Origin of the sequence: Tistrella bauzanensis (genome assembly GCF_014636235.1) — a bacterium.
Classification (GTDB): domain Bacteria; phylum Pseudomonadota; class Alphaproteobacteria; order Tistrellales; family Tistrellaceae; genus Tistrella; species Tistrella bauzanensis.
The window spans coordinates 50,877-63,438 of record NZ_BMDZ01000008.1; the positions used below are offsets into that span (position 1 = coordinate 50,877).

Genomic DNA, 12,562 nt, shown 5'->3' on the forward strand with positions numbered 1-12,562 from the left:
CAGGCCATTACGGGTCGCCGGGTGAGGGCGCCCCCAGACGGATGATGTCGATGCGATAGCCGTTGCCCGGCCGGGCGTCGAGGTTCTGCACGGCGATCTTGCCGGTGATGGCATCGATGAAGGCCGCCGCCGCCTCGGCGCCGGGCAGGCCGTCGGGGATCGGGCCCAGATAATTGACCAGCACGCAATCGCTGTGCGGCGCGGATCGGGCGATGTGGCCGGCGAGCTGCGTGATCTCGGCCCGGTCCAGATAATACAGCACCTCGGACAGCACGATCAGCTCGGCGGCGCGTTGTGGCCAGTCGCGGGGCAGGTCGGCCCGCTGGAAGCGCAGGCGCGGATCGGCGCCGTGATGCCGGCGCGCGAGCCGCAATGCGACCTCGGAGACATCCAGGCCGATCAGCCGGTCGCAGCGCCCGGCAAGCCGAGCCGACAGGGCGCCGATCGAACATCCGGCCTCGATGCCCAGGCGGTAATGCTGCCGGGGCAGGGCGTCCAGCGTCGCCTGATATTTGGCTCGCTCATAGGGCGAGGTTGCCACCTGCCACGGATCGGGATCGCGGCCGTACAGCCGGTCGAAGCGGGCGGCGCGGGTGAGGTTGCCATCGTCGGTCATGGCCGGCTGCCAATGAACCGGGTGCCGATGAACAGTTCGGGCGTGTCGATGAAGTGGTGCCGGGTGGCCGCATCCATCACGAAGCCCTGCGGGTCGCCGGTGATCAGACGGGTCATCTGCGAGCGGTGGCACATCACGGCCCGGGCCTTCACCCGCCGCAGCGCGGTGGTGTGGAAGCGGTATAGCCGATCATGCGGACCCGGGACGGTTTCCGTGAACCGGCCCCAGACCGGGAACTGCCAGAGCCGCAGCCCCGGCCGCGCGGCGGCAAGTCTGCGCGCGATCGCCGCCACCCGCTGATGGTCGATATGAGGGTCGCCCGCCCAGGTTGTCCACACGGCCCGCGCGCCCGTCTGGTCGATCAAGACGCCGATGCGGTCGTGCAGTGCCTGTGCCGCCGCATCACCGAGGGGGATCCCCTGATCGCGTTCGCCCAGCGCGACCACGCGCGCGGGCGCCCGCAGACGGCTGCCGGTGAGTGTCGCCACCGCCTTGCGCAGTTCACGCAGCCGCAGCGCCACCAGCCGTTCCGGCGGAAAGCCGGGCGCGTCGGGATGAGATCCCCGGCCATCGGTGACCACGGCCACAGTCACCGCCACACCCCGCCGGCTGGCGGCGGCGATGGCGGCGCCACAGCCCAGCGACTCGTCATCCGGGTGCGGGGTCAGCACCAGCACCGGCCCGCCATCGGTCAACCGGTCGATATGGATCATCGGTGCCGCCGGCGCCGCGCGCAGCAGATGGCCCTGAGCAAAGGGTGTTACCCCGCTGTCCGTGGACCGCGCCGTCACCACAGGCCCCGGCCATCGGCGGCGCGGGCGGCAAGGATCCGGCCCGCCGCCAGCAGCTTGGCATCCGGCGCTGCCTGACGGATGAACAGCGACAGGTCGCGGCGCAGCCGTTCGATATCGCTGCCCCGATCATGGGCCTGCATGCCCAGCGATGTCTCGGCCAGCGCCAGCACCGCCACGCACATCTCCTCGACCGTCTGGCGGGCGAGCAGGCAGCCGGCCACCGCATGGTCGACGACCGCGACCGGGCCGCCGGCCGCGGCCTCGGCCGCGATCGCAGCCTCGCGGACAGTGGCAAGCGATGCCCGACACAGCGCCACGGCGCGGGCGAACCGGGTGAGTTGCAGCGGATCGTCCAGGCGGCCTGCCGCCGCCAGCCGGTCGTGCCAGACGCTGATCAGCGCCTCGGCGCCACCGATATGGGCGGCACAATAGCGCCAGATCCCGCCCTCGAAATGCGGTTCGCGGCCATAGGCGCCGGGGGCGCCCAGCAGGTCGTCCGCGCCCAGCGTGACCCCGCCCAGATCGATGCGGCCCGAGACGGTGGCGCGCATGCCGGCGGCCGTCCAGGCGCCGGGATCGTGCCGCGCAGGATCGGTGACGTCGACCACCGCCAGACGGGGGGCGGCGGCCTCGGGGGCGGCTGCGTCGGGCGTGGGGCCGTCCGCCGGCCGCAGGCTGACCACTGCCAGCCCGACCAGCCCCAGCCCCGACGCGAAGCGCTTGCCGCCGGTGAGGGTGACACGGCCATCCGCGCCGACGGTGCCAGTCACGCCGACGGTGCCAGTCAACGGCGTGGCATCATCCGCCGCCCAGACCCCCATCAGGCAGCCATCGCGCACCGCGGCCGACACGCGCCCGATCATCGGGGCATCACCATAGAGCGCGACCAGCTTCACGGCGTTCATGTGGCCTTCGACCAGACGCGCCACCGGCAGACTGGCCCGGCCGATGCGGCGCAGCACGTCCACCGCCTCGACTGTGCCGGCGGCCGTCTGCCCTAGGCCCAGGGCGCGGCCCCCCTGATCGACGGGCAGGGGGCTGCGCAACACGCCGGCGGCGGCCAGCCGGTCGATATCGGGGCCGAGCCCCGCGGTGCCGGCATCGGCATCGGCGGCACGCGCGGCGATGGCGGTAAGCGCCGCGTCCAGCGCCGTCGGGACGGGTGCCGCGATCATGACGCCAACCGCCGGGCCGGAAGCCGGCTGTGGCCGCAGACCAGGGACGCGAACTGGGCAAGCTGTGGCAGATGGGCCTGAACCGTGCTCCAGCGCATCCGGGGATGGCGCAGCGCCGGGCTCGCCGCGTCCAGCGCCGCCCAGGCGGCGCCGAAGCCCGGCCGCTGTCCCCAATGGCGGCGCAGGATCGCCCGCATCGACACCCGGCGCAGCAGGATGGCGGGTGGGGCGAAATCCTCGTCCGACAGCGGGTCGGGCTGAGTGAGCGGTGCGGCCAGCGTTGCCGCCAGGCCGCCCGCCGCCCGTCCGGCCATGCGGCATGACGTGATGACCCGCACCCGGTCGGCATGGCGCACCGGCAGGTCATGGGCGGCCATGCGCCGGGCCAGGGCGCGATCTTCGGCCCAGGGCACCGCCGGCAGGCCGCCGACCCGGTCGTAATGACGCCCCCGCATCGCCAGACTGGCGCCACAGGCCATGCCGTGATGTGGCCAGGGATCGGCCGGATCGGGATCGATGGCCGTGGCGATGCGCAGCGACAACCGCCGGTACTGGCCTTCCACCACGGCCCGCCGGCGCACCGCCGCAGGCAGCGCCGCCCATTCGGCGGCATCGAATTGCAGCCGGCCGCAGACCAGCGCGGCGCCGGCATCAAGCGCGTGGCGGGTGGCTGTCAGCCAGTCGGGTGCCGGGCGGGTGTCGGCATCGGTGGTGGCCAGCACCCCGTCGGCCGAAAGGTGGGCGCGCGCCAGATCCATCGCCAGCCGCCGCGCCCCACCGGCATGGGCATGGGCCGGCGGTAGCGAGACATCGACCAGATCGAGCGCCGGGCCGTTGCGGGGCAGCCCGCGTGCCCAGGCGGTGGCGCGCGCCACGGTGTCGTCGGTGGCGTTGTTGACCAGAAGCAGGATGACGCCCCCGCCACCGGTGGCGTCCAGCGCGACACGGCAGGCATCGAGGCAGCCGGTGATCTGTGCTGCCTCGTCGCGCGCCGGAATGGCGATCGCATGACGGGGCCGCGCGGGGCGGCCGAACAACCATCGTCCGGTGATCCATGGGCCTGCCGCTGTCACCTTGCGCGTCCTCCTGAAAGTCATGGCCGCCCCTGAGGCGAGGGGTCAGGCATGCGGTATCGGCGATGACGCCGGCTTGAGGAAACTCTTCGGCGCCGGTTTTGTTCACCCTGAGAGGAGAGGTCACAGATCGACAGGAGAAGGATCGGGCCCATGTCCGAGACCGACCATGCCCCGTATGAAACGCGCAGAGAGGCCGTCGACCGGGCGGCAAGGCAGCGCAACCGGTTCGAATATCTGACGGGCGGGGCCGCGGCACTTCTGCTGGCGGCCTGTGCCATGGCGCTGCTCAGCCAGGGCGGCACCAGCGCCCGTCCGGCGGCCGACCGGATGATCGGCTGGGGATTCATCGCGCTGGCGCTGGGACTGGCGGTGGCCGGCGGGCTGTTGCACCGGCAGAGCCGCGCCGCCCGCAGGGTGGACCCGGCGCTGGCCGCGCATGATGCGTTGCTGGCACGGCTCGCGGCCGAGCGCGACCTGCTGCGCAGCGCCTGGCGCTGGTATGTGCTGCCCCTGATGCCGGGCTTTGTGCTGGTCTATGCCGGGGGTATGAGCGACCCCGATCCCGGCATGCTGTTCATGATCGCGGCAGCGGCGCTGACCGTGGCCCTGCTGGCCGCTATCGTGCTGCTGAACCGGCATGCGGCTGCGGTCTTCGACCGCGAGATCCGGGCGGTGCGGTCAGAGCGTCCGGCCGATATCGGCGGCGGCGTCGACCACCATCCGGCCCAGGGCGTCGAGCCGGTCGTCGGAGATCCGGGCGGTGGGGCCGCTGATCGACAGGGCGGCGATGGGTTGAAGCCCCCGCGGCGGTGAGATCGCGGCGGCCACGCAGCGCAGACCGATCGATTGTTCCTCGTCGTCCAGCGCCCAGCCACGGGCGGCGATGGCCGCCAGTTCGGCGGCAAGCCCCTCCGATCCGGTGCCCGTGGCTTGGACCGGCAGAGGCCGGCTGCCGGCGGCCAGCAGCGCCTTGCCGACCCCGGTCGAGATCATCGGCACCCGCGCGCCGGGCCGGGCGAAGGCCCGCATCATCTCGGCGCATTCCACCTGCGCCAGATACAACATGCGATCGTCGGCGCGGATCGCGAGATTGACGGTTTCGCCCGAGCGTTCCATCAGCCGCTGCATCACCGGCAGCGCTGCTGCCGCCAGATGCCGCGCCGGGTCGAAGGCCTGCCCGGTGATGAAGGCTTCAGGCCCCACCCGCCACAGATTGTGAGGGGCATCGAAGCTGGCCCAGCCGCGCGCGGCCAGTGTGTTCAGCAGCCGGTGGGCGGTGGATGCGGCGAGCCCCGCCTTGCGCGCGGCCGGCGACAGCCCGATACCGCCGGGCGTCTCTGCCAGGATCCGGAGCAGGTCGAGGGCGCGGGTCACCGCCTGCACCGATCCGGTCGCACCGGTGGCGGCCGTGGCGGCGGGCATGGGCATGTCGTCCGGGGTGTCATTCTGGCTCATGGTCCCTGCATAGCATGTCGGCCGGGCATTTTCCATAGAATGGAAAGCCATTCCGTTTCCTTGCGGGCAGGGCGGCGGTTTGCTATGGTGCGCCGCGACAAGAGACACCGAGAGCGCGGCCACGGAACCGGCACGCGCTGCCCAGACACCGGAGAGCGAGCATGAGCTTCACGATCGTCAAGGAGGCCACTCCGCGCCTCAACCGCAGCGAACTCGCGGTGCCGGGCTCCAGCCCCAAATTCTTCGAGAAGGCCGCCAAGGGCGACGCCGATGTGATCTTCCTGGATCTTGAGGATGCGGTCGCCCCCGACGACAAGCCGCAGGCCCGCAAGAACATCATCCAGGCTCTGAACGACATCGACTGGCGCGGCAACGGCAAGACGATGAGCGTGCGGATCAACGGCCTCGACACCCATTACATGTACCGCGACGTGGTGGATGTGGTGGAGCAGGCCGGTCACAATCTCGACCTGATCATGATCCCCAAGATCGGCACGCCCGGCGATGTCTATGCGCTGGACATGCTGGTGACCCAGATCGAGCAGGCCAAGGGCATCAAGCACCGCATCGGCTTCGAACTGATCATCGAGACCGCGCTTGGCATGGCGAATATCAACGAGATCGCCAAGGCCAGCCCGCGGCTGGAATCGCTGCATTTCGGCGTGGCCGATTATTCCGCCTCGACCCGCGCCCGCACCACCAATATCGGCGGCGCCAACGCCAATTACGGCGTGCTGACCGAGGCCAACGCCGATGGCGCGCGCGATTATCACTGGGGCGACCAGTGGCATTACGCCCTGTCGCGGATGGTGGTCGCGGCCCGTGCCAACGGCCTGCGCCCGATCGACGGCCCGTTCGGCGACTTCTCGGATGGCGACGGCTTCCGCGCCCAGGCGCACCGCTCGGCGGCGCTGGGCTGCGAGGGCAAATGGGCGATCCATCCCTCGCAGGTTGCCCTGGCCAACGAGGTCATGTCGCCGTCGGATGCCGATGTGAGCAAGGCCCGTCGGATCCTTGAGGCGATGGAACAGGCCCAGAAGGAAGGCAAGGGTGCCGTGACCATGGATGGCAAGCTGATCGACATCGCCTCGATCCGCCAGGCCGAGGGCATCGTCGCCAAGGCCGACCAGATCAGCCGCCGCTGATCGCGACCGGCGCGGTTTCGCGCGGATTGCGGCTTGAAGAATGGCGGTGCCGATGTGGCACCGCCGTTTTTTTTCGGCTAAGGTGCCGCCCAAGATCGGGAATATCCCTGTCTTTCGCAGGCGCGCCCTTGCCGTGTTCAACCGGAAGGGGCATGTCTGACGGCGGATGTCCCTGCCACCAGCCGAGAGCCCTCCATGAACCATTTCCTGGATTTCGAGAAGCCGATCGCTGAACTCGAAGGGAAGATCAAGGAACTTCGCCACCTGTCCGGCGAGACCGGGGTCAATATCGTCGAGGAAGTCGGCAAGCTTGAGACCAAGGTCGACCGGCTGCTGCGCCAGATCTATGCCAAGCTGACCGCCTGGCAGAAGACCCAGGTCGCCCGCCATCCCGAGCGCCCGCATCTGTCGCATTACCTGAGCCGGCTGGTGACCGATTTCACCCCGCTTGCCGGTGACCGCTGCTTTGGCGAGGACGAGGCGGTGATCGGTGGTCTGGGCCGGATCGGCGATCGCGCGGTGATGGTGATCGGCCAGGAAAAGGGCCATGACGTCGAAAGCCGGGTGCGGCACAATTTCGGCATGGCGCGGCCTGAAGGCTATCGCAAGGCCCAGCGGCTGATGCGCATGGCCGACCGTTTCGGCCTGCCGGTGGTGACCTTCGTCGATACCGCTGGTGCCTATCCGGGCGTGGGGGCCGAGGAACGCGGCCAGGCCGAGGCCATCGCCCGCTCGATCGAGGTCTGCCTCGACATCCGCGTGCCGCTGGTGACGGTGGTGATCGGCGAGGGCGGCAGCGGTGGCGCCATCGCGCTCGCCGCCGCCAACAAGGTGTTGATGCTTGAGCATTCGATCTATTCGGTGATCAGCCCTGAAGGCTGCGCCTCGATCCTGTGGCGGTCGGGCGAGAATGCCAAGGATGCCGCCGAGGCGCTGAAGCTGACCGCGCAGGACATGCTGAAGGTGCGGCTGATCGACCAGATCATCGAGGAACCGCTGGGCGGCGCCCATCGCTCTCCCGACGAGGCGGTGGCCAGTGTCGGCCGCGCGATCGAGGCGATGCTGAGCGAGCTTGAACCCAGGACCGGCGACGAGTTGCGCAATCTGCGCCGCGACAAGTTCATCGCCATGGGCCGCGATCTCGACGCGTGACAGCCTGCCCGGCCGGCACCTGGATCGATCCCGACGACAACATGGTCATCACCGAGGCGGCGCTGGTCGCGCGGCTTGGCGACGTGCGCGTGGTGCTGGCCGGTGAACGCCATGACGTGATGGCGATCCATCTGTGGCAGGCACATCTGGCGCGCCTGCTGCTGGCCGCCCGCGGCCGGATCGCGATCGGCTTCGAGATGTTTCCCCGTGACGTGCAGCCGGTGCTCGACGACTGGTGCGCCGGGCGCATCGTCGACGAAGCGGCGTTTCTCGACGCGGTCGGCTGGTCGCAGATCTGGGGCTTCGACCCGGCGCTGTATCTGCCGCTGATCCGGCTGGGCCGGCTGGATGGCGTCAGCCTGCTGGGGCTGAACTGCCGGCGCGATCTGGTGCGGCGGGTCGGCCGCGAGGGTTTCGATGCCGCAGCCGCCATGGCAGCCGAAGACGGCGTGTCGCGCCCGGCGCCAGCCAGTGCCGCCTATCGCCGCCAGCTCGCCGCGATGACCGGGCGGGCCATGGCCGATCCGGCGGTGGACCCCGAAAGTGCCCGACGCTTCGACCGCTTCGTCGCCGCCCAGCAGGTCTGGGACCGGGCCTTCGCCTGCAACATCGCCGGCGCGCTCGGCGCTCCGGGTGCGCCCCCTGTCGTGCTGGGCATCATCGGCCGCGGCCATATGTCGTTCGGCAACGGTACCCCGCACCAACTGGCTGACCTTGGCATCCATGACACGGCCGTGCTGCTGACCGCGTCTCTCGAAGATCGCGGAGCGCTAACATCCGGATCGGCCATGGCTGTCTGGCGATTCGATCACTGATCTGGTACCAGTTGGCCCGCCCCGGAATGTGGCGGGCAAATGACGCCATTTTGGATGAAGATATCGCAGATTTTTTAGGGAGAGCATCTCTGATGCGGTCGAACGAGGCGACACTGACTGGACATCTGGAAACCACGGCGACACGTGTTCCCGCGGCGAAAAATCTGTGGACGACGCCAGCCCTGGTGCTCGATGTCGCGCGGCACGTTACTGAATCCACCGTTGAGGGTTCGGGTCCAGATTACGGTACTTATTCCTGATCTCAGTCAAGCTTTGGTCTGATCTGACATGAAGGCGCCCGCGATACGACAAGTATTGCGGGCGCCTTCATGTCAGAGGCCTTACGGTCAGACCAGCCGGCCGTGGCAGTGCTTGAATTTCCTGCCCGATCCGCAGGGGCAGTTGCTGTTGCGGGGTGTGCGTTCCCAGCCTTCGGGCAGGGCCGATGGCGGCGCGTCCTCGCCCGGGGCATCGGTCATCGCGGCGGCGCCGGGCAGACTCTCGGTGGTGGGCTGCATCGGCCGTTCGGCCTCGGCAGGCTGCTGGGCGCTGGCGGCGCGGATTTCCAGATGCGACAACACCTGGGTCACCGTCTCGCGCATCCGGTCGAGCATGCCTTCGAACAGCGAGAAGGCCTCGCGCTTGTACTCGTTCAGCGGATCCTTCTGCGCATAGGCGCGCAGCACGATGCCCTGCCGGAGATAGTCGAGCTGAAGCAGATGCTCTTTCCAGTGATGGTCGATGATCTGCAGCAGCAGGCTCTTTTCCACCCGGTGCATGGTCTCGAGGCCATAGGACTCGACCTTGGTCGCCATCACGGCATCGGAGGCCTGGGTGATCCGCTCGCGCAGCGCCTCGGGGTCGATGCCTTCCTCGGCCGCCCAGTCCTTGATCGGCAGGTCGCAGGCCAGCACCTTCTGGCAGCGCTCGGTGAGTTCGGCCACCTTCCACTGCTCAGGATAGGACTTCTCGGGGGCTGCCTCGGCGACGATCTCGGCGATGACCTCGTGGCGCATCGACAGCACCGTGTCGTCGACGCGCTCGGCATTCATCATCTCGCGGCGCTGTTCATAGACGACCTTGCGCTGGTCGTTCATGACGTCGTCATAGCGCAGCAGATTCTTGCGGATGTCGAAGTTGCGCGCCTCGACCTTCTGCTGTGCCTTTTCGAGCGCCTTGTTGATCCAGGGATGGGTGATCGCCTCCCCCTCTTCCAGACCCAGACGCCGCAGCATGCCGTCGATGCGCTCGGACCCGAAGATCCGCATCAGGTCGTCTTCCAGCGACACGAAGAATTTCGACGCGCCGGGATCGCCCTGGCGGCCCGCACGGCCGCGCAGCTGATTGTCGATGCGCCGGCTTTCATGACGTTCCGAGCCGATGACGTAGAGGCCGCCGGCCGCCATCACCTGCGCGCGCGCCGCCTCGACCTCGGTTTCGATCTCCGCCGTCCGGCGGGCGCGCTCGGCCTCGTCGGTGATGTCGCCAAGCTCGGCCTCGACCCGCATCTGGACGTTGCCGCCCAGCTGGATATCGGTGCCGCGACCGGCCATGTTGGTGGCGATGGTCACGGCACCAGGCCGGCCGGCCTGGGCGATGATCTGGGCTTCCTGCTCGTGATAGCGGGCGTTCAGCACCTGATGCGGGACGCCACCCTCGGTGAACATCCGCGACAGAAGTTCCGATTTCTCGATCGAGACGGTGCCGATCAGGATCGGCTGGCCTTTGGCCGCCGCCTGCTTCACTTCGGTCACGATCGCCTGGATCTTCTCGCGCTCGGAGCGGTAGACCTCGTCATCGGCATCCTTGCGCTGCACGTCGCGATTGGTCGGGATCGCCACGACTTCCAGCTTGTAGATCTCGGCGAATTCGCCGGCCTCGGTCAAGGCGGTGCCGGTCATGCCCGACAGCTTGGGATAGAGGCGGAAATAGTTCTGGAAGGTGATCGAGGCCAGCGTCTGGTTCTCGTTCTGGATCGTCACCTCTTCCTTGGCTTCCAGCGCCTGGTGCAGCCCTTCGGAATAGCGGCGGCCTTCCATCATCCGGCCGGTGAACTCGTCGATGATGATGACCTTGTCATCCTTGACGATATAGTCCACGTCGCGGGTGAACAGCTTGTGGGCGCGCAGCGCCTGGTTCACGTGATGGACGATCGCGACATTCTCGATGTCATAGAGCCCGCCGGTGATCAGCCCGGCCTCGCCCAGCGCCGCCTCGATCCGTTCCTGGCCGACATCGGTCAGGATCACCGACCGCTGCTTCTCGTCCTTCTCGAAATCATCCGCCCCCAGATCGGGGATGAAGCGGTTGATCAGCCGGTACAGTTCGGAATTGTCTTCCGTGGGACCGGAAATGATCAGCGGCGTGCGGGCTTCATCGATCAGGATGCTGTCGACCTCGTCGACGATCGCGAAGTTGAATGGCCGCTGAACCATCTGGTCCAGCCCGTACTTCATGTTGTCGCGCAGATAGTCGAAGCCAAACTCGTTGTTGGTGCCATAGGTGATGTCGGCGCCATAAGCCAGCCTGCGGCTGTAATCGTCCATGCCGGGCAGGATGGCACCGACGGTCAGGCCCAGGAAACGGTGCACCCGCCCCATCCACTCCGAGTCGCGTCGCGCCAGATAGTCGTTGACGGTGACGACGTGGACGCCCTTGCCTTCCAGCGCGTTCAGATAGGCGGCCAGCGTCGAGACCAGGGTCTTGCCTTCACCGGTCTTCATCTCGGCGATGCGGCCCTGATGCAGCACCATGCCGCCGACCAGCTGGACATCGAAATGTCGCTGCCCCAGAACACGGCGCGCGGCCTCGCGCACGGTGGCGAAGGCATCGACCAGAAGGTCGTCGAGTGGCTCGCCCTTGGCAAGACGCCCGCGAAATTCGTCGGTGCGGGCACGGAGTCCGGCATCGTCGAGAGCCTGAACCTCGGGCTCCTTGGCGTTGATCGCCTGAACCGCCCGCTGGAGCGACTTCACCGTCCGATCGTTGGCGGTACCGAAAATCCGCCGGGCTAGAGCGCCGAACATGTAATCCCCTGACCTGGCTCCCGAGCACGCGATGCCGTCCGGTCCGGAGCTTTCGGTGGCGGACGGCGCCTGTACTCACGCGCGACAGATAACGGACAGGGCGCAGACCCTCGTCCGAGATCGTTCCTCAAATAAGCGGTCGGGGGTGCCCTGTCAATCACGCCGGCCACCTGTTCCGCACGGCGCGCCATATCGACATGCCGTCCATGTGGTCGCGGGCCGCGTGCCTGGGCCGCTCATCCGGTTTCCCGACCGACCGCATTGGTTTTCAACACTTGTGATCGCCGGCCGGCTGTGCATCATGAGCGTCCTGATCCGTCGGCCGCCTGTCAGCCGGCGGCAAATCCCGGCGGGCCGGCGACCTCTGCCCGATCCCGAGCCCTGACCGATCCCCAAGGGAGAAAGTCCGTATGCTCATGCGCAGCGCGCGTCGGCCGTTCGGTGCCGCCATCGCCGCCCTGCTCCTTGCCTCCACCGTGCCGTTCGCGGCCGTGCGGGCAGCCGAGGAGCCGAAGGCCGAAGATCCGGTCGTCGCCCGCGTCGACGGTTCCGACATCCGCCGCTCGGACGTGGTCGCCGCCTATGAAACTCTGCCCCCGCCCTATCGGTCGCTGCCCTTCGAGCAGCTGTATGACACGCTGCTCGACAACGTGATCAGCAGCCGGCTGATGGTCGAGGCCGCCCGCAAGCAGGGGCTGGAGTCTGAAGACGACGTGAAGCAGCGCATCCAGCGCGCCGCCGACCGCGTTCTGACCGAGGCCTATCTGACCCGGCTGATCGACAATGCCGTCACCGACGAGGCCCTGAAGGCCGCGTATGACGACTTCAAGACCAGCTTCACGCCCGAAGAGGAAGTCCGCGCCCGCCATATCCTGGTGGCGACCGAGGACGAGGCCAAGGCGGTCAAGGCCGAACTCGACAAGGGTGGCGATTTCGCCAAGATCGCGGCCGACAAGTCGACCGATCCCGGCGCCGCCAATGGCGGCGATCTGGGCTTCTTCACCGCCGACCGGATGGTGAAGCCGTTCGCCGATGCCGCCTTCGCGATGAAGCCGGGCGAGATTTCCGACCCGGTGCAGAGCCAGTTCGGCTGGCATGTCATCAAGCTGGAAGAGCGCCGCAAGCAGCCGGTTCCGTCCTTCGAGGACAAGAAGCAGGAGCTTGAGGTGCAGTTGCAGCGCGAGGCCGTCGACGACGCGCTGGAAGCGCTGAAGGCCGATGCCAAGGTGGAGCGTCTCACCGAGACGATGCCCGAAGCTCCGGCAGCCGAAGCTCCGGCAGCCGAGGCACCCAAGAGCTGACCCACCC

Annotated in this window: 10 protein-coding genes; 4 read left to right on the top strand and 6 right to left on the bottom strand. The window is 68.3% G+C overall.

Features of this window, described 5'->3' with window-relative positions; genetic code table 11:
• Positions 1-7: 7 nt before the first annotated feature.
• From IEW15_RS05515 to IEW15_RS05535, 5 genes are all read right to left on the bottom strand, one after another.
• Positions 8-616, bottom strand: coding sequence for an SAM-dependent methyltransferase (locus IEW15_RS05515; RefSeq protein ID WP_188575757.1), 609 nt, complete (start codon positions 614-616; stop codon positions 8-10).
• Complete coding sequence (locus tag IEW15_RS05520; protein WP_188575758.1) at positions 613-1,407, bottom strand: PIG-L deacetylase family protein; 795 nt, start codon at positions 1,405-1,407, stop codon at positions 613-615. Before IEW15_RS05520 ends, IEW15_RS05515 begins: the two co-directional genes overlap by 4 nt.
• Complete coding sequence (locus tag IEW15_RS05525; protein ID WP_229707847.1) at positions 1,404-2,585, bottom strand: hypothetical protein; 1,182 nt, start codon at positions 2,583-2,585, stop codon at positions 1,404-1,406. The genes IEW15_RS05520 and IEW15_RS05525 overlap by 4 nt, the downstream gene beginning before the upstream one ends.
• Positions 2,582-3,658, bottom strand: coding sequence for a glycosyltransferase (locus IEW15_RS05530; RefSeq protein WP_188575760.1), 1,077 nt, complete (start codon positions 3,656-3,658; stop codon positions 2,582-2,584). Before IEW15_RS05530 ends, IEW15_RS05525 begins: the two co-directional genes overlap by 4 nt.
• Positions 3,659-4,339: 681 nt before the next feature.
• Entirely contained in the window at positions 4,340-5,083 is a 744-nt protein-coding gene (locus IEW15_RS05535) for an IclR family transcriptional regulator (protein ID WP_229707848.1), read from the bottom strand.
• 194 nt (positions 5,084-5,277) lie between these two features.
• Here IEW15_RS05535 and IEW15_RS05540 point away from each other — a divergent pair, with 194 nt between their 5' ends.
• The 3 genes from IEW15_RS05540 to IEW15_RS05550 all read left to right on the top strand — a co-directional run bounded on the left by IEW15_RS05540 (position 5,278) and on the right by IEW15_RS05550 (position 8,228).
• Positions 5,278-6,261: an HpcH/HpaI aldolase/citrate lyase family protein gene (locus tag IEW15_RS05540; protein ID WP_188575764.1), complete on the top strand. Its 984-nt coding sequence runs from the start codon at positions 5,278-5,280 to the stop codon at positions 6,259-6,261.
• Between the two features lie 195 nt (positions 6,262-6,456).
• The gene (locus IEW15_RS05545) at positions 6,457-7,413 is read left to right on the top strand and encodes an acetyl-CoA carboxylase carboxyltransferase subunit alpha (RefSeq protein WP_188575767.1); all 957 of its coding nucleotides are present in this window, start codon (positions 6,457-6,459) and stop codon (positions 7,411-7,413) included.
• Positions 7,410-8,228, top strand: coding sequence for a ChaN family lipoprotein (locus IEW15_RS05550; RefSeq protein WP_188575769.1), 819 nt, complete (start codon positions 7,410-7,412; stop codon positions 8,226-8,228). Before IEW15_RS05545 ends, IEW15_RS05550 begins: the two co-directional genes overlap by 4 nt.
• Positions 8,229-8,575: 347 nt before the next feature.
• On the opposite strand, the gene secA is transcribed toward IEW15_RS05550, so the two are convergent.
• Positions 8,576-11,254, bottom strand: coding sequence for a preprotein translocase subunit SecA (gene secA, locus IEW15_RS05555; RefSeq protein WP_188575771.1), 2,679 nt, complete (start codon positions 11,252-11,254; stop codon positions 8,576-8,578).
• Positions 11,255-11,664: 410 nt separating this feature from the next.
• On the opposite strand from secA, the gene IEW15_RS05560 reads away from it, so the two are divergent.
• Positions 11,665-12,555, top strand: coding sequence for a peptidylprolyl isomerase (locus IEW15_RS05560; protein ID WP_188575773.1), 891 nt, complete (start codon positions 11,665-11,667; stop codon positions 12,553-12,555).
• The last annotated feature ends 7 nt before the right edge of the window (positions 12,556-12,562 follow it).

Bases quoted from the DNA above. Each gene is read 5' to 3' on its own strand.
- IEW15_RS05515 (WP_188575757.1), bottom strand. From the start codon at position 616: ATGACCGACGATGGCAACCTCACCCGCGCCGCCCGCTTCGACCGGCTG.
- IEW15_RS05525 (WP_229707847.1), bottom strand. From the start codon at position 2,585: ATGATCGCGGCACCCGTCCCGACGGCGCTGGACGCGGCGCTTACCGCC.
- IEW15_RS05535 (WP_229707848.1), bottom strand. From the start codon at position 5,083: ATGCCCGCCGCCACGGCCGCCACCGGTGCGACCGGATCGGTGCAGGCG.
- IEW15_RS05540 (WP_188575764.1), top strand. From the start codon at position 5,278: ATGAGCTTCACGATCGTCAAGGAGGCCACTCCGCGCCTCAACCGCAGC.
- IEW15_RS05545 (WP_188575767.1), top strand. From the start codon at position 6,457: ATGAACCATTTCCTGGATTTCGAGAAGCCGATCGCTGAACTCGAAGGG.
- secA (WP_188575771.1), bottom strand. From the start codon at position 11,254: ATGTTCGGCGCTCTAGCCCGGCGGATTTTCGGTACCGCCAACGATCGG.
- IEW15_RS05560 (WP_188575773.1), top strand. From the start codon at position 11,665: ATGCTCATGCGCAGCGCGCGTCGGCCGTTCGGTGCCGCCATCGCCGCC.